An 18,474-nucleotide genomic window follows, 5' to 3' on the forward strand; every position below is an offset into this window, starting at 1 on the left:
AGGAGAAGCCGGCCTTTGACAGGTCGGCTTCTCTGCGGTATACATAGTAAAAGAAGGTGTCTTTTTAAAAGACAGAAGGAGAGTATTATGGAGAGTACTGGGATCCAACGTTTATTTTACATCATCTGGGCAATCGTTAAATTGAATTTATATATTCTGGTGTTTACCTTGGCAGGCGCCGTCGTGCTAGGTGCTGGGCCAGCTTTTCAAAGTGCCAACGATATCTTGGTGGAATCGGGAATGGACTATCAGAAAATTACTTTTTCTGGCATGTGGGAACGATTCAAAAGTAATTTTAAACGAGGCAATATTCTTTTTTGGATCTATGCAGTAGTCTTCTTTGTTTTAGGGTATAATTTATATTTAGCTAGTCAGATTAAAGGGCTTTTGTGGTTTGTCTTGTCTTTTGTACTGGCTTTTGCGGTGATTTTACTGATGGTCATTCATTTGTATGTTGTTCAGTACGAAACGGTCTATGACATCAGCATCGGTAACCTGATTAAATTGGCCTTTATCAGTGTCTTTTTGAACTTTGGCACTTTCTTGAAAGTGCTGTTCGGGTTGGCCAGCATTTTGGTCGTTACCTGGTTTTTCAAAGGGTTACTGCTGGTGGCAACCTTCAGTCTATTTTTAGTGTGGAGCGGCTATGCCACCAAAGACATTCGTCAAATTGTGGACGGAAAGTTGGAAAACGATGATACAAAAGCTGAAAAAAACCTTTAAAAAAGGGTATTTAATTAATCAATTGATGCAGATTTACAGCCTACTGTTAGCGGGAATTATCCTGTTGACGGTGGCTGCTTTGTGCGTTTACACCAATTTTTCCAATAAGACACAGCTGAATACTCAGACTACGGCTATCGAAAGTCAGATTCGGAGTTTTACTGTTAGTAAAAATGATGCCATGTTAAATATCTATACGGATTTAGCGGGGAATAACTCAAAAGTGGAAAATATGCGGAATTATCTCAGCATGCCGCTGGCGGAATATCTGCAATACACTATCGATTCTTATGCGACGTATCGAACGGATGTCAACTTTGTGTCCACGTTATCTACCTTATTTGGGACGTATCCTGATTTAGAGACCTTGTATATTCAGATGACCGACGTGGATGAAGTCTTGCGAGCGGATCGTTCACATCCTGCTGGTCGTAAGATTCAACGAGTATTAACACAAGACAATGGGTTGGTTTTAAAACGCAGTCTACAGGACTATTATTCCGGTAAGTCCATCGGGATGATCTGGGCTGTTTTTTCGGAAAGCGACGTGTTGGGAGACTTAGCAACAGATGCGGATGAGTTGGGAATGGCTACTTTAGTATTTGATAACAATGACGATGCCATCTACGAGCGAAACGGCGAGCTGACGAAAAAACAGATGCAGGGACTAAAACAAGCAGTTAAGAACCAAAAGCCGTTACCGAGTTTTGCTGAAAAAAAATATTTTGTCTCGCAACAGACTACTATCAGTCAAAATCGAATCTTACTATTGACCAGTAAAGGGCTTTTTTGGCAGAAGAACTTGGTGATGTTCTGTGTGATTATCTCTATTGGCATAGTGTTGACGGCGGTACTTTTGATTACCTTGCAACGAACATTTAAACGCTATTCCCGTCAAGTTGCCAAAATCGTTAACGTGACGGAAAATGTTTCTCAAGGAAATCTCAAGGATCGAATTGACACCAATCAGGTACAAGATGAGCTGTATGAACTCGCGGGAGCAATCAACTTTATGATTGAAAGCATGGACCACTATGTAGAAGATATCTACACGTTGGAAGTTAAGCAGCGAGACGCAAATATGCGAGCGTTGCAATCTCAAATTAATCCCCACTTTCTTTATAACACCTTGGAATATATTCGTATGTATGCCTTAAGTCGTCAACAAGAAGAACTGGCCGACGTGGTTTACGCTTTTTCTGCTCTTTTAAGAAACAATACTACGCAGGAAAAGACAACTAATATTGAGAAAGAACTTTCTTTTTGTGAAAAATATGTATATCTGTATCAGATGCGCTACCCAGATCAGATTGCTTATCATTTTGAATTGGCAGAAGGGACTCAAAAAATCGAGATTCCTAAATTTACTATTCAGCCGTTGATTGAGAATTACTTTGTTCATGGCATCGACTATACTCGCTATGACAATGCCATTAGTGTAAAAACTCAGATTAAAGCTGATACACTGGTGATTTTGGTGAGAGACAATGGCAAGGGCATGACGCCGCAACGCTTGGCGGAAGTGCGGCAAAAATTGGCGGCTCCGGAAGTCGAGATGAGTACCTCTATCGGACTCAGAAATGTTCACGAACGGCTGAAGAGCTTTTTTGGTGAAGGGTATCAAATGCAGATTGATTCTACGGCGGGCGAAGGCACAGTAATCGAGATTACTGTAAAAAACGAGGGAGGCTTGATGCATGTATAAGGTAATGCTGGTAGATGATGAATACATGATTTTGGAAGGGCTAAAGCAGATTTTGCCCTGGCAGGACTTGGGATTTGAAATCGTCAAGACGGCTCGAAATGCTAAAGAGGCCCTCAGCTTTTTTGAAGACCATGAGATTGATCTGTTGATTACGGATATCAATATGCCGGAAATCAGCGGTATTCAATTGATTGAAACTGCCCAAAATGAAGGACGACATTTTTTAAGTTTAATTTTGTCAGGTTATCAAGAATTCGAGTATGTCAAACGGGGGATTGATCTGGGGGTCAAAAACTATCTGCTGAAGCCGGTGGACAAAGAGGAATTGTTGCGGAGTGTGAAGCAGATCAAGCTTTTATTGGATGAGGAGAAGCAGTTTGATCGCCAACAGCAACTGTTTTTAGAAAACAATCTGGTTCGTTGGCTCAATGATGAGTTAAACGACAGTGAATTCATTGAGATGCTGCAGCATTTTCACTTGGAAGCCCAGCCGCCTTATACGGCTGTCTTACTGGAAGGTGACAGTACCCGCTTGCAAGAGGCCGCTGACTTTTTACGCGGGCAAGGTCAAAAGCTGTTGATTGAGGGCTGGATTCACCAATCGGGTCAACTGCTGTGGTTGTACATGGGCACACGGCAATCCTTGTATGTGCTTTTGCATTATCTGGAACGTTTAACAATTGATCAGCTGCGTTTTGTTGTCGGGGAAACGGTGGCGGAGTGGGAGAATGTCTACGAGAGTTACGAACGAGTGCAGCAGATTCGGCGTCTGCGGGAATTTTATCCAGAATTACTGCCGGAATTATTGAGCAGTTCTGATTTTATTCAAGAACCGGATTATGATATGTCTTTTTTGTCATTCAATAAAGCACTGATGATTGGTGATGAAAAAACGGTGCGAGGAGAATTGGACCGAATTTTTCGAGAGCTTATGGTGAAACACTATTCTCCGGAATACGTCCGTTATGTCGCTTTCTTGCTGTTTGCTGATATTTCTCGGCAGTTTCCCACTGCGACACAAGAAATCTACGATGAGACGGTGGTGGGGATTCGTAAAAGCCATACCATTGATGAGATTAAAAAAATGCTGACGGCTGTTTTGGACAACGTTCGCAATACGGATCGTCCGGCAGTTTATTCCGATGCGGTCAGCCAAGTCATCGCGATGGTGGATGATGATTATCGAGAAGAATTGAACTTAAAAACAATTGCAGAAGCGCTGCACCTGAACGTTGTCTATTTGGGCCAACTGTTCAAAAAAGAAACCAATCGCAGTTTTTCCCAATATTTAAATCAAATTCGGATCAAAAAGGCCCAACAACTGCTTTTGCACTCAACTCAAACAATCAGCGAGATTGCTGACGCGATTGGCTACAACAATACCAACTACTTTTCCAAGATGTTCAAGAAACTCAATGGTATTACGCCAAAAGAATTTCGCGACCAATATGACTCAGGTTACGAAGCCCTAGAAGGAAAAGACAATTGAAAAGTCCCTTCACCGGTGGATGATTCAAGTAGTTAAGGCGACCAGTTAGTCTTTCAAAATACAAAAAACTCCGATAACACCAGTAGTTCTGGCGATTATCGGAGTTTTTTTTACTTCAATGACTTTTAATCTTTAGACAACTGGAAGTTCAGTTTCTTCTGTCTCTGCTGCCGTGCTGATTACGGCTTTACTCCTCCAAATACCTGAATGCCAACGATAAATCATCAATATGCTACGAAGCGCTTCGTCAATAGCGTAAGCAATCCAGACGCCGATTAGACCCAGATGAGCGGGGATTGCCATAGCATATGAAAAAGGCAAGCTGACAACCCAGAGAACCAGAAGGCTGCAGATAAGCGGGAATTTCACATCACCAGAAGCATTCAAGGAACCGACTAAGATGATGTTTACGGCGCGGACTGTTTCCAAAACAATCTCCACCAAAAAGATGCCCCGGGCGATGTCGATAACTTCTTGATTGTTAGTAAAGATTCCCATGATTGGTTCAATAAACAAGAAAGTCAAAAGACAGATGGTAACAGAAGCGGCTACCCCAATGACCATCGTTCGCATGCCACGCTTGTAAGCTTTGTCAAACTCTCCGGCCCCCACATGCCGGCCAATCATAATCTGATTGCCTTGCCCCAGTGCGTTAGCCACCAAGTAAACGAACTGTGTGATGGCAGTGATGTATGATTTGGCAATCAAGACACTGGAACCAAGAGAGGCGACAATCATAGTTACCACAACTTGTGCCCCTTGATAGGAAAGGGATTCACCAGAAGACGGCATTCCGTAAGTTAGGATCTTTTTCAGATAATCTTTTGACAAGTTCTTCAAGCGAAAAGTTGTTACAGAAAAACCAACGTACTTTTTCAACAGCACAGTCGCAATCAAAAGCCCGATGGTATTGCCGATGACGCTTGAAATGGCCAGTCCGCTGACACCGAAATTAGGGAGGCCAAAGGGACTATAAAGGGCAAAATAGTTGCCGATAACTGCCAAGATACTGGCTGTCATTGGCACCAATAGCGCCGGCTGGGTAAAGCCGTGACTGCGCATTACAGCAATGATAACAGCTGTTAAAGAAGAGAGAAACAGACTGCCGCCGTAAATTTGTAAATAGCTGCGGCCAATAGCAATCAACTGGTGATCCAAATTCATGAAGTGCAGCAGCGGGTCGGCAAAAAAGATAAAAGTGAGACTGATTAACGCGCCGATTGATAAAGAGCCCAGTAAAGCGGTATTGATGACGGTATTGATTTCACCGCGTTTTTTTGCACCAATCAGTTGAGCAATGATGATCTGAGTGCCGACGGTAATAAACCCGTAAATGAAAACTGTCAGATTCAGCAGTTGGTTGGCTGCTCCTACAGCAGCAACGGCTGGTTCGGAGTAATGACCGATCATCCAGACGTTGATATTACCAATCACCACTCGTAAAAATAGTTCGATGAAGATGGGCCAGCTCAAAAATAACAGTTCTCGATCAGAGAGAGTCAGAGTTTTTTTCTTGGACAATTGTATGTATGCCTTCTTTCTACTATAATAAGTAACGTTGAACGCTTTGTTCCCGCCTCAATGATTCTTACAAATCAGGTGTGAAAAAGCAATCTGTTTTTTGAAATGTTATCAAAAAGTAACACAAGCAAAGTATTCGACAGAAAATGCTTTATCAACTAGGATTGACTTACAATTAATAAGAAACTCGGAAACAGGGGGAAGTAAGATGTATGATGTAATCGTAATTGGTGCCGGACCTGCGGGAATGACCGCTGCGCTTTATGCGTCCCGATCGAATTTATCGGTATTATTGATTGAACGAGGTGCACCCGGGGGGCAGATGAACAATACAGCAGAAATCGAAAACTATCCGGGATTTGATTCTGTTATGGGACCGGAACTGGCGATGAAGATGTATGAAAGCGTGAGTCGTTTTGGTACGAAGAATGAATACGGAATCGTTCAAAATGTTGTGGATCACGGGGAATACAAAGAAGTAATTACCGAAGAAAAAACCTACCAAGGCAAAACAGTAATTGTTGCTACCGGTTGTGTCCATCGCAAGTTGGGCGTACCTGGAGAAGAAACTTTTGCCGGTCGTGGTGTTAGCTACTGTGCGGTCTGTGACGGAGCATTCTTCCGCAATAAAAAATTACTAGTAGTTGGTGGTGGTGATTCCGCGGTGGAAGAAGCCATCTATCTGACACAATTTGCCTCTGAAGTAGTAATCGTTCACCGTCGAGATGCGCTACGAGCTCAAAAAGTTATTCAAGACCGGGCCTTTGCCAATGACAAAATCACCTTTTTGTGGGATTCGGCGGTCGAAGAAATTACCGGCAATGAGATGGTCGTTACCGGTGCCAAAGTGAAAAATCTCAAGACTGGGGAAACTCATGTTGAAGACTGCAATGGTGTCTTTATCTACGTGGGCTTGGAGCCGTTGTCTGAGCCAGTCAAAGGGCTTGGAATTACTACTGAAGCGGGTTGGATTGTGACAGACGATCAAATGAAGACTGCAGTACCAGGAGTTTTTGCCATCGGGGATGGTCGTGAAAAGACTTTACGTCAGATTACGACAGCTGTCGGCGAAGGCGGAATCGCCGGTCAACAAGTGTTCCAATATATTGAAGAAAACAAAGTCGTTCCTCAGGGGGAATAAGAGGGCAATGCAAAAAACCTGAAAAAGCAGTTGGCAAATTCCGAAAAATGACGGAGGCCAACTGCTTTTTTCTAGCTTGTTTGTTGGCGGTCTCAAAAGGGAGTGTTATACTGAAATAGGACCACAATCAACTGTGAAAGAGGTGTTATTTCATGTCTTGGGAACAAGTCTATGAACAATGGAAAAACAATACCGATTTGGAAGAAAATCTGAAAAAGCAACTAGCCGATCTAGAAGAAGATCCGGAGAAACTGGAAGATGCCTTCTATGCACCCCTTGAATTCGGAACTGCTGGCATGCGGGGAATCTTAGGCCCGGGAATCAATCGGATGAATATCTACACTGTCCGTCAGGCAACAGAAGGCTTGGCCCGTTTTATGGATGAACAAGATGACGAAACTCGGCGCCGGGGAGTTGCGATTGCTTACGATTCACGGCACATGTCGCCGGAATTTGCTCTAGAGGCAGCTAAAACGCTGGCGAAACATGATATCCCCTCTTATGTGTTTGAAAGTCTGCGTCCGACACCGGAACTTTCATTTGCTGTCCGTTATTTAAAAACTTTTACTGGGATCATGATTACCGCTTCTCATAACCCAGCAGCCTATAACGGCTACAAGATTTACGGTCAAGATGGCGGACAAATGCCACCAGCGGATGCTGATGCGTTGACTACGTATGTACGGGCTATCGATAATCCATTGGAGATTGAGGTGCTGTCTGATGAAGAAGTTGAACACAGCGGTTTAATCAATATCATCGGTGAAGAAGTAGATACACCCTATTTGAAAAACGTTAAAACAGTGACCATTAACCAAGCGTTGGTTGACGAAATGGGCAAAGAACTAAAGCTGGTTTACACGCCGCTTCATGGAACTGGGAAAATGCTGGGTGAAAAAGCGCTGAAACAAGCCGGTTTCGAAAAATTCATGTTGGTACCGGAACAAGCGGTGGCCGATCCTGACTTTAGTACGGTGAAATCCCCAAATCCAGAAGAGCACTCTGCTTTTGAATATGCCATCCGCTTGGGTGAACAAGAAGATGCCGATTTGTTGATCGCGACGGATCCAGATGCGGATCGCCTAGGGGCAGCCGTTCGTTTACCTGACGGCAGCTATCAAGTACTTTCCGGCAACCAAATCGGCGCCCTTTTGGTACAATACATTTTGGAAGCCCACAAAACGGCAGGCACCTTGCCAGAAAATGCCGCGGTTTTGAAATCTATTGTTTCCAGCGAATTACCGACTGCCATCGCAAAAGCATACGGCGCAACGATGTTCAACGTATTGACGGGTTTTAAATTCATTGCTGAAAAGATTCAACAATTTGAAGAAGACCACAGCTACACCTTTATGTTTGGTTTTGAAGAAAGCTATGGCTACCTGGTGAAACCTTTTGTGCGTGACAAAGATGCGATTCAGGCATTGGTGATGCTTGCTGAAGTAGCCGCTTATTATAAGAAGCAAGGGAAAAACTTGTATGACGCTTTACAGGATATTTTTGCAAAATATGGTTACTACAGCGAAAAGACAATCAGTGTGACTTTGAGTGGCTTGGAAGGCCCGGCTAAGATCAAAGCGATTATGGACAAATTCCGGACGGAAGCACCTTCGACACTGGGTGGGGTCAAGGTTGTTCAAACAGAAGACTTCAAACAATTGACACGGGTTGGCCTGGACGGACAAGTTGAAAAACTGACGACGCCGCCATCAGACGTGTTGAAATACGTGATGGAAGATGAAAGCTGGATTGCTGTACGACCTTCTGGGACCGAACCTAAGATCAAATTTTATATCGGTGTCAAAGGGGCAGATCAAGGGACAGCCGATGCCCGCATTGCTGAACTGGAAACGGCAATCAATGAGGTGACCGGCGCTTAAGGTTGATAAGAAGGCTATTTGTGGTGTAGATAGGTCGTGTGCCTCTTAGTAAAAGGCCACAGACAGCTGTTTTACAAAAGTACTGATTTTTTTGCAAGAAAAACCCTCAGTAGGAAGGAGGATATAGCATGTCTCAGATACCAACAGAAATCGAAAAGGTCAGTCAGCTCTTCAAAGTGTTGGGTGATCCTACTCGTTTAAAGATCCTCCTGTCACTGAAAGAAGGGGAACGCAATGTGACTGCCATCGCCCAAGGGGTAGAAATGGAACAATCAGCGGTTTCCCATCAGCTGAAACTGCTACGGGAAAATCGGGTTGTCAAAGCTCGGCGAGAAGGCAAAACCATGTTGTATAGTTTAGATGATGAGCACGTGATTGATATTTTACAAGAAACCTTCGAACATGTGCAGCACCGTTGAAGCTGAATGTAAGAACTTTCCAATTTTTCGGAAAGTTCTTTTTTTTTCAAGCAATTTTTGGTATGCTAAAAGCAATATAGTGGGGAACTCAAACAATAATCAGGGAATTGGTGGGAAATGTATGGAGAAACGATTACAGATCGGCATTTTAGGTCTGGGCGTCGTCGGTACCGGCGTCGTTGAGATCTTGGCCAAAGAACGTCAAAAAATCAAGCAACGGACCGGCGTAGAACTGGTCATCACCAAAGCGCTGATTCGTGAAGCCGAAGATAAGAGCGGGTTAGCAACAGCTCATGGCTTAAAATTGGTCTATGATGTTAAAGAGATTACCGAAGACGACGAGATTGATGTTGTGGTGGAAGTGATGGGTAAAATCCATCCTGCCAAAGAGTTTGTCACGGCGGCACTGTCGGAAAATAAACACGTTGTAACCGCCAATAAAGATCTCTTAGCCCAACACGGCACTGAGCTTTTTCAAATAGCGGAAAAGCACCATGTTTCACTCTATTACGAAGCGAGTGTGGCTGGCGGCATTCCGATTTTACGAACGTTGGCGAATTCTTTTATCGCTGATGAAATCACTGAAGTACTGGGAATCATCAACGGGACCACTAACTACATGCTGACTCAAATGGTGGAAAACGGCATGGCCTATGAGGACGCTTTGAAGCGAGCCCAAGAACTAGGCTTTGCAGAGTCCGATCCGACAAATGATGTGGATGGCATTGACGCGGCCTACAAAACAGTGATTTTGACTCGGTTTGCCTATGGAACAGATATTGCTCTCGAAGATTTTGTTGTTCGTGGAATCCGGGGCATTGAAATCGCGGATATCGAACTGGCTAAAGCTATTGGTTATGAAGTGAAACTGATTGGGATGACTAAAAAAGTTGGTGACGGTGTCTTCGCTGAAGTGGCACCCGCTTTAGTACCAGTCCATCATCCGCTTGCGGCGATTCGCAATGAATTCAACGGTGTCTTTGTCCGTAGTACCGGTATCGGCCAGTCCATGTATTTTGGCCCGGGAGCAGGCTCATTACCGACTGCGACTAGTGTAGTGACGGATTTGGCAGTTATTGCTGAAAATCAAGCGGATAATAAACCAGCGCCTCAGTTTATTCAGTATAAGGCTGAAAAACAATTCGCTGATCCAAAAGCTGTCAGCAGCCGCTATTTCATTGCTATGAAGACTATTGACGATGCTCAGTTGTGGCGTGAAATCGAACAAGCAGCTGTCGACTTAGGCGTCTCTTATGAAGATATTGAAAACACGATGGCCGCCGATGGTAAGCGGCGCATTGTTTGGCTGACAGAAGAACTCAACGAAGTCCAAAAACATCAATTCGTTTCTGCTGTCAGCAAGATTGAAGAGACAAAGATCACTCAAATCATGAAAGTAATGGAGGAGTAAGTTATGTACGAAGGTTTGTTGAAGCAATACAAGGAGTATTTACCTATTACTGACAAAACACCGATGATCAGCCTGTGTGAAGGCAATACCCCCTTGATTCCACTGAACAATTTGTCCAAAGAATTGGGGATCACATTGTATGGGAAATATGAAGGACTGAATCCTACTGGCTCTTTCAAAGACCGTGGCATGGTAATGGCAGTTGCCAAAGCTGTAGAAGACGGAGCTAAGGCGATTGTCTGTGCTTCTACCGGTAACACCAGTGCAGCTGCCGCGGCCTATGCGACTCGTGCTGGTGTCAAAGCCTACGTGGTAATCCCGGACGGCAAAATTGCGATGGGAAAACTGGCGCAAGCTATCGCCTATGGGGCAGACATCATCTCAATTCCCGGCAATTTTGATGAAGCGCTAAAAGCGGTTCGTGACATTGCCGAAACCGAAGCGGTTGCTCTGGTCAACTCTGTCAATCCTTATCGTTTGGAAGGACAAAAGACAGCTGCTTTTGAAGTCTGTGAGCAATTAGGACAAGCTCCGGATGTTTTGGCGATTCCAGTGGGAAATGCGGGCAATATTTCTGCTTACTGGAAAGGTTTCAAAGAATGGCATGACGTGAAGGGGACAGCTCTGCCACGGATGCATGGCTTTGAAGCAGAAGGGGCCGCGGCTATCGTGCGAGGTGAAGTCATCCAACAGCCGGAAACGATTGCGACTGCGATTCGAATCGGCAATCCGGCGAGCTGGAAATTGGCAGAGGCAGCTCGTGACGAATCTAAGGGACACATTGATGCAGTGACGGACGAAGAAATCCTGAACGCCTATCGTAAAGTTGCCGCAATGGATGGTGTTTTTGTGGAACCAGGATCGGCCGCTTCCTTAGCAGGTGTTATTCAACATGTGAAATCCGGCAAGATTAAACAAGGAGAAACCGTTGTGACTATCTTCACCGGCAATGGCTTGAAAGATCCGGATACCGCAATTCACGAGGCCAAGGCGGATATCCACAAGATGAGTGATGTCGAAGAAATGCGGAAACACTTGCGAGAAGGTGTGGCAAAACTATGAAAATCCGGGTGCCGGCCACCAGCGCGAACTTGGGACCGGGATTTGATTCCTGCGGGGTGGCACTAGATCGTTATTTATTTGTCGAGGTCATTGAAGATAGTGAGACTTGGTTGGTGTCTCATGAGTTGGGTACAGGTATCCCAACTAACGAAGAAAATTTGTTAGTAGCAACTGCTTTACAGCTGGTACCAGATTTGACGCCAAAGCATTTGAAGATGTCTTCGGATATTCCAGTGACTCGTGGTTTAGGCAGCAGCTCTTCGGTAATTGTTGCCGGAATTGAGCTGGCCAATCGATTAGGCAATCTCAATATGTCCGATGCCCAAAAAATTGCTTTTGGAACCAAGTTAGAAGGACATCCTGACAATGTTGCACCGGCAGTTTGCGGAGATTTGGTGATTGCTAGTGCAGTGGAGAATCAAGTAGATTATGTCCGACACTATTTTCCACCTTGTGATATCATTGCCTTCATTCCTGAAGCGCCCCTCAGCACAGAAAAAGCTCGAGGTGCCTTGCCGCAAACTTTGGGCTATAAAGAAGCTGTGGCAGCCAGTTCTGTGGCTAATGTGATGGTAGCTGCACTATTGACAGGTAATCTGCCGGTTGCTGGCAGATTGATGGAAAAAGATCGTTTTCATGAAACCTATCGGGGGCCGCTAGTACCTCATCTGCAAGTGATTCGGGATCTGGCTCACGAAGAAGGAGCGTATGGTTGCTTTTTAAGTGGCGCTGGACCAACCGTGTTGATCCTTTCTCCAGAAGATCGCAGCCAAAAGATTGTCCAGTTGTTAAAGGCGTGGGATCAGCCAGCATCTGTTGAGCTGTTGAGCGTTGATCGTGAAGGTGTCCAAGTTTTTTAGTTAATCGAAGTAAGTCATGAGGATGGGACTGATTTTATCTAGTCTCGTCCTTTTTATTAAACAAGTAGAGAACCTCTAAGCGTGTGTTAGCGTTATTGGTTATTGATGGCACTTAAAAAAATCAGGAATAATGAAACGGAGGTTTTTTTATGGAATTTGAAACAAAATGTTTGCATGCCGGCTATACCCCGAAAAATGGTGAACCACGGGTACTGCCTATCACTCAAAGTACAACTTTTACCTATGATTCGACAGAAGCGATTGGCAAATTGTTTGATTTGGAAGAAGCTGGTTACTTCTACACTCGCTTGGCTAATCCTACGACTGGAGCTGTCGAAGAAAAAATCGCTGCCCTTGAAGGAGGTATAGGTGCCCTGTGTACCTCATCTGGTCAAGCGGCGACATTTCTGGCGATTATGAATATCTTAGAGAGCGGCGACCATCTGATCGCTTCATCCTACGTCTACGGTGGCACGTATAACTTGTTGGCACACACCATGCAAAAAATGGGAATTGAGGTCACCTTTGTGGATCAATTTGCTCCGTTAGCAGAGTTAGAACAAGCGATTCGCCCGAATACAAAAGCAGTTTTTGCGGAAACTATCGCAAATCCGGCGATGCATGTGTTGGATATCGAGAAGTTTGCGCAATTGGCTCACACCCATGATTTGCCGTTTTTGATTGATAATACCTTTGCCACACCTTATTTTTGCCGGCCAATCGAATTTGGTGCCGATATCGTCATCCACTCCACGACGAAATATTTGGACGGTCATGCGGTTGCAACTGGCGGCGTAATTGTCGACAGTGGGAAATTTAACTGGGCCAATGGGAAATTTCCGCAATTAGCGACACCAGACGAAACGTATCACGGGATTGTCTACACAGAAACGTTCGGTTCTGCGGCCTACATTACCAAAGCCCGGGTGCAATTGATGCGAGACTTAGGGGCGACACCTTCTCCTCAGAATTCATTTTATTTGAATTTGGGAATGGAAACTCTGCCGATACGCATGGAACGGCATTATGAAAATGCACTGAAAGCGGCGACTTTTATCAAGGATCAATCGGCGGTGACGTCAGTGACGTATCCTGGACTTGTAGGAGATCGCAGTTATCAATTGAAGCAAAAGTACCTGCCTAAAGGATTGTGCGGCGTGATTTCCTTTGAAATCGGTGCTGGACGTGAAGCAGCTGCCCGCTGGCTAGATGCTTTGGAGATGGTTTCCCGCGAAGTCCATGTGGCGGATATTAGAACTTGTGCGCTGCATCCGGCGACCTCAACTCATCGCCAGATGTCTGACGAGGAATTGAGAGCAGCCGGTATTTCGCCAGGATTGATCCGAATCTCCATTGGTATTGAAAACATCGCGGATATCTTGGCTGATTTGCAGCTGGCTTTTGATAAACTGGAGGGATAAACGTGCCCATTAAACTGGTTGAAGACTTTCCGGCAAAAAAAGTACTCTTGGCCGAAGATATTTTTGCTATCGACAATGAGCGGGCAATCCATCAGGATATTCGTCCTTTGAAGCTGATTATTTTGAATTTGATGCCTGATAAGATTGCAACCGAGACCCAGCTACTTCGTCTGATTAGTCAAAGTCCGCTGCAGATTGATGTGGACTTTCTACAAATTGCCGGTCACCACCATAAGAATACCAGTTTGGCTCACTTGCAAAAGTATTATCTGACATTTCCACAAGTTGCCCAGACCAACTACGATGCCATGATTATTACTGGTGCCCCGGTGGAAACATTGCCTTTTGAAGAGGTGGACTATTGGGAGGAGTTAAAACAAATTATGGACTGGTCTCAGCGGCAGGTTACGAGTGTTGTCCATATCTGTTGGGGCGCTCAAGCAGGTCTGTACTACCATTATGGCGTGGACAAAGTCGCCTATTCTGAAAAGCTGTTTGGTGTGTATCCTCAAACGATGGTCGCCCCCCATCGTTTCTGTCGCGGCTTTGACGATGAATTTTGGGGACCACAATCTCGCTATACCGGGATTGCGGAAGAACAAATTGCTTCTAAGCCGCTACAAGTGATTGCCCGAGATGAAAAGATAGGGCCAAATATTCTGATTTCAAAAGATGACCACGATATTTTCCTGTTGGGGCATTTTGAATATGATTCGGATACTTTGGCAAATGAGTACTTGCGGGATCAGGAGCGGGGTGTACTGACAGCGCCGCCGGAAAACTACTACGTTGAAGATGATCCGAAAAAAGGGGTACTGAACCGCTGGCGGGCCCACGCCCACCTGCTCTATCATAACTGGCTCAATGATGTGTATCAATTGACACCTTATGATCTTGAAGAAATCCCAAGATGTCAGGCAAAACGAATCAAGCACTGAAAAAACCTTGTCGCCACTGTTTATGCAGTGATGACAAGGTCTTTTTGCAGCTGAAAGTGTCGGAGACGACAATCTACTTGCTTGGAAAGCTTAGGAATCCTGCAGTTTTCTATCGGTCACAGAGCCGACAAATCAGAATCCAAGGGGTGATTGGATTGGCTGTGGTTGCCGTTGTGTTCGTTAGATTACTGCAAAGAGCAACAATCATTCAGGATTGGAAATAGTGCTGCCAAATTCGCTGATATTCTTCCGCAGTTAGTGAAATAACCGAACCGTGCCGTGGTTTTTCTCCTTTACTGTTTTTAGGAAGCTGCTGTCGCAGTTTTTGCGAAACCGGCTGCCAAGTCCGAGGGTTAGCCAAATCATTGCCGGCAAACCCGATGTAATGGTTCGGTCCGTCATGGTACTCCGGCTGATCGATAAACAAGAACCACTTGAAGCCGTTTGTGTCATCGGGATTTGCCGGAAAGAGGCAAGGGCCTTCTCCCCCGGTAAACTCCCGGCCTTCACCGTTCGGCAGCCCGTTGCCGATCTTGCGTCCTAGTGTTCGCCATTGATCTGCGGGGACCTCTTTGTCAGTAGCGTAATCAATCCCTGCCACGGTTGTCAGCAGATTTGTCGCAGTATCCAAACGAATTGTCATCGTTTCTTCTTCCTTCATGAACCGGTAGTAGCGGCCGTCGACCTTGGCCACCGTTGCATCGATGGTTCCTTTACCCGGTCCGCGATTAACATCCACCCAGATCCGGGGTGGGGTGAAAGTGATAAAATCTGCGGTCAAGGAGCACATCATGCGGTTATACGTGACACTCGTACGTTTTTGAGGGTCCAATTCATCGTAAAGATTTGCTGCCCAATAGACGACGTAAAGCTGCTTTTCGGCATCCCATATGGCCTTGGGAGCCCAGGTGTTGCCGGCATTCACATCAGAGACCTGTACATGGCGCTGCTGGCTCCAATGGATAAGGTCAGTCGATTCGAAAATCTCCAGATAACGTGAGCCGCTCAGTTGGCCGGTATGAAAGCCGCCCGGTCGCTCGTGGACATTCAAATCGGTAGCCAATAGATAAAAACGGCTACCATCATGGCTGCGGAGAATAAAAGGGTCCCGCAACCCTTTTTCACCATACTTTGAAAAAATTACTGGCTGTCCTTTGTTCAAGCTCAGCCAGCGTAAAGCATCATTGCCGTCTGAGAGTGCAAAGCTGACGGCCTCGGCACCTGCCCCTTCACCGGTAAAATAGGCCCATAAATAGCCGGCACCGTCTTTCAATACCGGCGGTTGCTGTATTGTACACATAAGCTTTCCTCCTGAGGTAACTTGTTTTATATAGATTATATAATAAACTAAGTATTGGTGGGGAGTTAGTTGTAAAAAAATCGGGCTTTCCGCAAATTTCTGTGGAGCCGGTGGAATCGGGATTTTTATACAACTGCCGGAAAATAAGCAAAATACTGCCTATTTGGTTCATAAGTATGCATTTGCTATGACGTTAGTGAGGAATAGATTTTCAATCGTGGCACCGATATTTTCGGACTTGCTTTTGCTGAAAAGTAAATAAAAACTCCAGTCAGCCGACTGGAGTTTTAGAGCTTGCGGTCTATTCTTCTTCTGTTGCGTAATAGCTATGATCTTCCAGATTCAAAGCGTTCATAATCATCGAGGCGGTTTCTTCGATGGAAAGTGAAGCCACATTGATCACTACACAGCCAAGTTTTTCATACAAGTCAGCCGCAAATTCTAATTCGGCCCGGATCTTGTCGATATCGGAATAGGCGGTGTCCGGATTCAATCCGTAGGCACGCATGCGCTCTTTACGGATGCTATTGAGAACATCCGGGTCATTGGTAAGACCGACGATTTTTTTAGGGTCAACTTCCCACAATTGTTTAGGAATATGGGCTTGCGGAACTAGGGGCAAATTCGCCACCTTGAGGTTTTTGTTGGCCAAAAAGAGGCTGAGGGGCGTTTTGGAAGTACGTGAGACTCCTAGTAACACGACATCAGCTTCCAAAAAACCACGGGGGTCTTTGCCATCATCGTATTTTACAGCAAATTCCATCGCTTTGATGCGTTTGAAATAGTTTTTGTTCAAATGGTGCAAGGCTCCTTGTTCGCGGCTGGCTTTGACGCCACTGCGCGCTTCGATTTCGTTGATGGTGGAAGAAAGAACGTCGAAGCTATACAGGCCACTTTCTTCACAGAAGTCTTGTAACAGAGTCGATAGATTTTCGTTGATCATTGTAAAGAGAATCATAGCGTCGTGTTTTTTTGCGTCTGTCAATGCCTTAATCAAGCTTTCCTTGTCATTGACGAAAGTTTTACGGTACAGGTTGAATTCAACGGTGGGAAATTGTGCCATGGTGGCCTGTGCCAATTTTGTAGCGGTTTCACCAGCGGAATCGGAAATCACAAAAATTGTTAAGATATTGTTTTCATCGTTCATAAAAGCAACAGCCCCTCTTGTCTTTTTATCCACTTTATTATACCATACGATTGTCTAAATTTAATTCGGAATCATTTTGATTTACCGCAAAAAACAGCAGGCCGACTTTTCTGAATGAGCGGCAATGAGCTGCAGGGAGGACATAGATGATGCAGACGACACGAATCCAACAGGCCATGAATACACTGAAAGACAATGGCTTTAAAAATACGAAGAAGCGGGAAGCGATGCTGACTTTTTTAGCTAAGCGTAATCGTTATCTCGCAGCTAAAGAGGTTCATCAGTTTATGGACGAACATTTTCCCGGGGTTAGTTATGATACGATCTATCGAAACTTACATGATTTTGCCGAAATCGGCTTGTTGGAGGAAACTGACCTGAATGGCGAGATGAAATTTCGCTTCCATTGCTGTCAAGATGCCCACCATCATCACCATCATTTCATCTGTACGGTTTGTGGCAAGACCAAGGAACTGGATCTTTGTCCAATGGATTACTTCGCTGAACAGCTGCCCGGTTGTGTAATTGAAGGACACCGCTTTGAGATTTTAGGGCGCTGCGAGGACTGCCAATAGTTATTTTATTCTTATAGCAATTAAAAGGGAGCCTAGGAGATATTTATTTTTTCAAGGAACTTCTTGACACCGTTTTAAACCTCCTTTATAATTTTTTAAGGACAGTCTTGTTTTTTGAATTTCGATCCAAAAGACAAAAACGGTTACTTTTTAAGCTCGGAGGGAGGGAATTTACATGTCAAAAACAGTGGTTCGTAAAAATGAATCTCTTGACGATGCTCTTCGTCGCTTCAAACGTTCCGTGTCAAAAGCCGGTACTCTGCAAGAATCTCGCAAGCGTGAATTCTATGAAAAACCAAGCGTGAAACGCAAGAAGAAATCTGAAGCAGCCAGAAAACGCAAGAAATTCTAATTTTGGCTCACAAGGATTGGAGCTGGTAGTGTGACACTACTAAGTACACTGAACGATGATATGAAGACAGCGATGAGAGCCAAAGACAAAGAACGTCTGGCGGTGATCCGTATGTTGAAAGCATCGCTTCAGAACGAAGAGATCAAAGTCGGACACGAATTGAACGCTGACGAAGAACTGACGATTTTGTCCCGGGAGATGAAACAACGTCGCGATTCGTTAACGGAATTCGAAAAAGCCGGTCGTGATGATCTTTCGGAAAAAGTCAAAGTCGAAATCGCAATTGTTGAAGAATATCTTCCTGCACAGTTGACGGACGAAGAGATTCGTGACATCGTCAAGCAGGCAATCGCTAAAACCGGCGCGACCTCCGCAAAGGAATTCGGCAAGGTGATGAGCGCTGTAATGCCGCAAGTAAAAGGCAAAGCAGACGGGAACCAAGTCAATGCGATCGTCAAAGAATTATTACAATAAGTGCACAAAATCGCGGATATCCTGTCCGCGATTTTTTTATGCTGTTTTGATAGAGT

General features: G+C 44.9%; 17 protein-coding genes. 14 read left to right on the top strand and 3 right to left on the bottom strand.

The genetic code is table 11. The annotated features are described in order from the left end of the window. Nucleotides 1-87: 87 nt before the first annotated feature. Genes ACOMA8_RS09890 through ACOMA8_RS09900 form a run of 3 tightly spaced genes read left to right on the top strand, consistent with a single transcriptional unit; the run spans nucleotide 88 to nucleotide 3,917 of the window. Nucleotides 88-723: a YesL family protein gene (locus tag ACOMA8_RS09890; protein ID WP_421370382.1), complete on the top strand. Its 636-nt coding sequence runs from the start codon at nucleotides 88-90 to the stop codon at nucleotides 721-723. Beyond that, nucleotides 695-2,428 (top strand): histidine kinase, encoded by a 1,734-nt coding sequence (locus ACOMA8_RS09895; RefSeq protein ID WP_421370384.1) that lies wholly within the window; start codon nucleotides 695-697, stop codon nucleotides 2,426-2,428. The genes ACOMA8_RS09890 and ACOMA8_RS09895 overlap by 29 nt, the downstream gene beginning before the upstream one ends. After that, nucleotides 2,421-3,917 carry a response regulator gene (locus ACOMA8_RS09900; protein WP_421370386.1) on the top strand — a complete coding sequence of 499 codons (1,497 nt, stop codon included), beginning with the start codon at nucleotides 2,421-2,423 and terminating at the stop codon, nucleotides 3,915-3,917. Before ACOMA8_RS09895 ends, ACOMA8_RS09900 begins: the two co-directional genes overlap by 8 nt. 132 nt (nucleotides 3,918-4,049) lie before the next feature. Here the strand turns inward: ACOMA8_RS09900 and ACOMA8_RS09905 are convergent, their stop codons facing one another. After that, nucleotides 4,050-5,438 carry an MATE family efflux transporter gene (locus ACOMA8_RS09905; protein WP_421370388.1) on the bottom strand — a complete coding sequence of 463 codons (1,389 nt, stop codon included), beginning with the start codon at nucleotides 5,436-5,438 and terminating at the stop codon, nucleotides 4,050-4,052. A gap of 208 nt (nucleotides 5,439-5,646) precedes the next feature. On the opposite strand from ACOMA8_RS09905, the gene trxB reads away from it, so the two are divergent. From trxB to ACOMA8_RS09945, 8 genes are all read left to right on the top strand, one after another. Next, nucleotides 5,647-6,579 (top strand): thioredoxin-disulfide reductase, encoded by a 933-nt coding sequence (gene trxB, locus ACOMA8_RS09910; RefSeq protein ID WP_161899508.1) that lies wholly within the window; start codon nucleotides 5,647-5,649, stop codon nucleotides 6,577-6,579. A gap of 152 nt (nucleotides 6,580-6,731) precedes the next feature. Next, nucleotides 6,732-8,459, top strand: coding sequence for a phospho-sugar mutase (locus ACOMA8_RS09915; protein ID WP_421370391.1), 1,728 nt, complete (start codon nucleotides 6,732-6,734; stop codon nucleotides 8,457-8,459). Between the two features lie 128 nt (nucleotides 8,460-8,587). Continuing rightward, nucleotides 8,588-8,878: an ArsR/SmtB family transcription factor gene (locus tag ACOMA8_RS09920; protein ID WP_161899510.1), complete on the top strand. Its 291-nt coding sequence runs from the start codon at nucleotides 8,588-8,590 to the stop codon at nucleotides 8,876-8,878. A 121-nt stretch (nucleotides 8,879-8,999) separates the two neighbouring features. Then, nucleotides 9,000-10,289 (top strand): homoserine dehydrogenase, encoded by a 1,290-nt coding sequence (locus ACOMA8_RS09925; RefSeq protein ID WP_421370393.1) that lies wholly within the window; start codon nucleotides 9,000-9,002, stop codon nucleotides 10,287-10,289. A gap of 3 nt (nucleotides 10,290-10,292) precedes the next feature. Continuing rightward, the gene (gene thrC, locus ACOMA8_RS09930) at nucleotides 10,293-11,351 is read left to right on the top strand and encodes a threonine synthase (protein WP_161899512.1); all 1,059 of its coding nucleotides are present in this window, start codon (nucleotides 10,293-10,295) and stop codon (nucleotides 11,349-11,351) included. Next, nucleotides 11,348-12,211, top strand: coding sequence for a homoserine kinase (gene thrB, locus ACOMA8_RS09935; protein WP_161899513.1), 864 nt, complete (start codon nucleotides 11,348-11,350; stop codon nucleotides 12,209-12,211). Before thrC ends, thrB begins: the two co-directional genes overlap by 4 nt. A 149-nt stretch (nucleotides 12,212-12,360) precedes the next feature. Beyond that, a complete protein-coding gene (locus ACOMA8_RS09940) occupies nucleotides 12,361-13,632 on the top strand; it encodes an O-acetylhomoserine aminocarboxypropyltransferase/cysteine synthase family protein (RefSeq protein ID WP_421370396.1) in 1,272 nt (423 codons plus the stop codon). 2 nt (nucleotides 13,633-13,634) lie between these two features. Beyond that, complete coding sequence (locus ACOMA8_RS09945) at nucleotides 13,635-14,570, top strand: homoserine O-succinyltransferase (RefSeq protein WP_421370398.1); 936 nt, start codon at nucleotides 13,635-13,637, stop codon at nucleotides 14,568-14,570. 208 nt (nucleotides 14,571-14,778) lie between these two features. On the opposite strand, the gene ACOMA8_RS09950 is transcribed toward ACOMA8_RS09945, so the two are convergent. Both ACOMA8_RS09950 and ACOMA8_RS09955 read right to left on the bottom strand, forming a co-directional pair. Next, complete coding sequence (locus ACOMA8_RS09950; RefSeq protein WP_421370400.1) at nucleotides 14,779-15,870, bottom strand: glycoside hydrolase family 43 protein; 1,092 nt, start codon at nucleotides 15,868-15,870, stop codon at nucleotides 14,779-14,781. Nucleotides 15,871-16,171: 301 nt separating this feature from the next. Further along, entirely contained in the window at nucleotides 16,172-17,017 is an 846-nt protein-coding gene (locus tag ACOMA8_RS09955) for a pyruvate, water dikinase regulatory protein (RefSeq protein WP_161899517.1), read from the bottom strand. Between the two features lie 146 nt (nucleotides 17,018-17,163). Between ACOMA8_RS09955 and ACOMA8_RS09960 the strand changes: the two genes are divergently transcribed. From ACOMA8_RS09960 to ACOMA8_RS09970, 3 genes are all read left to right on the top strand, one after another. Beyond that, a complete protein-coding gene (locus ACOMA8_RS09960) occupies nucleotides 17,164-17,592 on the top strand; it encodes a Fur family transcriptional regulator (RefSeq protein ID WP_161899518.1) in 429 nt (142 codons plus the stop codon). Nucleotides 17,593-17,767: 175 nt separating this feature from the next. Continuing rightward, the gene (gene rpsU, locus ACOMA8_RS09965; RefSeq protein WP_002356740.1) at nucleotides 17,768-17,944 is read left to right on the top strand and encodes a 30S ribosomal protein S21; all 177 of its coding nucleotides are present in this window, start codon (nucleotides 17,768-17,770) and stop codon (nucleotides 17,942-17,944) included. 30 nt (nucleotides 17,945-17,974) lie between these two features. Beyond that, on the top strand, nucleotides 17,975-18,418 hold the full coding sequence (locus ACOMA8_RS09970) for a GatB/YqeY domain-containing protein (RefSeq protein ID WP_421370435.1): 444 nt from the start codon (nucleotides 17,975-17,977) through the stop codon (nucleotides 18,416-18,418). Nucleotides 18,419-18,474: the final 56 nt, after the last annotated feature.

Origin of the sequence: Enterococcus infantis (genome assembly GCF_049166715.1) — a bacterium.
GTDB lineage: Bacteria > Bacillota > Bacilli > Lactobacillales > Enterococcaceae > Enterococcus_C > Enterococcus_C leclercqii.

Bases quoted from the DNA above. Each gene is read 5' to 3' on its own strand.
- ACOMA8_RS09950 (WP_421370400.1), bottom strand. From the start codon at position 15,870: ATGTGTACAATACAGCAACCGCCGGTATTGAAAGACGGTGCCGGCTAT.
- ACOMA8_RS09900 (WP_421370386.1), top strand. From the start codon at position 2,421: ATGTATAAGGTAATGCTGGTAGATGATGAATACATGATTTTGGAAGGG.
- ACOMA8_RS09955 (WP_161899517.1), bottom strand. From the start codon at position 17,017: ATGAACGATGAAAACAATATCTTAACAATTTTTGTGATTTCCGATTCC.
- ACOMA8_RS09925 (WP_421370393.1), top strand. From the start codon at position 9,000: ATGGAGAAACGATTACAGATCGGCATTTTAGGTCTGGGCGTCGTCGGT.
- thrC (WP_161899512.1), top strand. From the start codon at position 10,293: ATGTACGAAGGTTTGTTGAAGCAATACAAGGAGTATTTACCTATTACT.
- ACOMA8_RS09890 (WP_421370382.1), top strand. From the start codon at position 88: ATGGAGAGTACTGGGATCCAACGTTTATTTTACATCATCTGGGCAATC.
- ACOMA8_RS09915 (WP_421370391.1), top strand. From the start codon at position 6,732: ATGTCTTGGGAACAAGTCTATGAACAATGGAAAAACAATACCGATTTG.
- trxB (WP_161899508.1), top strand. From the start codon at position 5,647: ATGTATGATGTAATCGTAATTGGTGCCGGACCTGCGGGAATGACCGCT.
- thrB (WP_161899513.1), top strand. From the start codon at position 11,348: ATGAAAATCCGGGTGCCGGCCACCAGCGCGAACTTGGGACCGGGATTT.
- rpsU (WP_002356740.1), top strand. From the start codon at position 17,768: ATGTCAAAAACAGTGGTTCGTAAAAATGAATCTCTTGACGATGCTCTT.
- ACOMA8_RS09920 (WP_161899510.1), top strand. From the start codon at position 8,588: ATGTCTCAGATACCAACAGAAATCGAAAAGGTCAGTCAGCTCTTCAAA.
- ACOMA8_RS09895 (WP_421370384.1), top strand. From the start codon at position 695: ATGATACAAAAGCTGAAAAAAACCTTTAAAAAAGGGTATTTAATTAAT.
- ACOMA8_RS09940 (WP_421370396.1), top strand. From the start codon at position 12,361: ATGGAATTTGAAACAAAATGTTTGCATGCCGGCTATACCCCGAAAAAT.
- ACOMA8_RS09960 (WP_161899518.1), top strand. From the start codon at position 17,164: ATGATGCAGACGACACGAATCCAACAGGCCATGAATACACTGAAAGAC.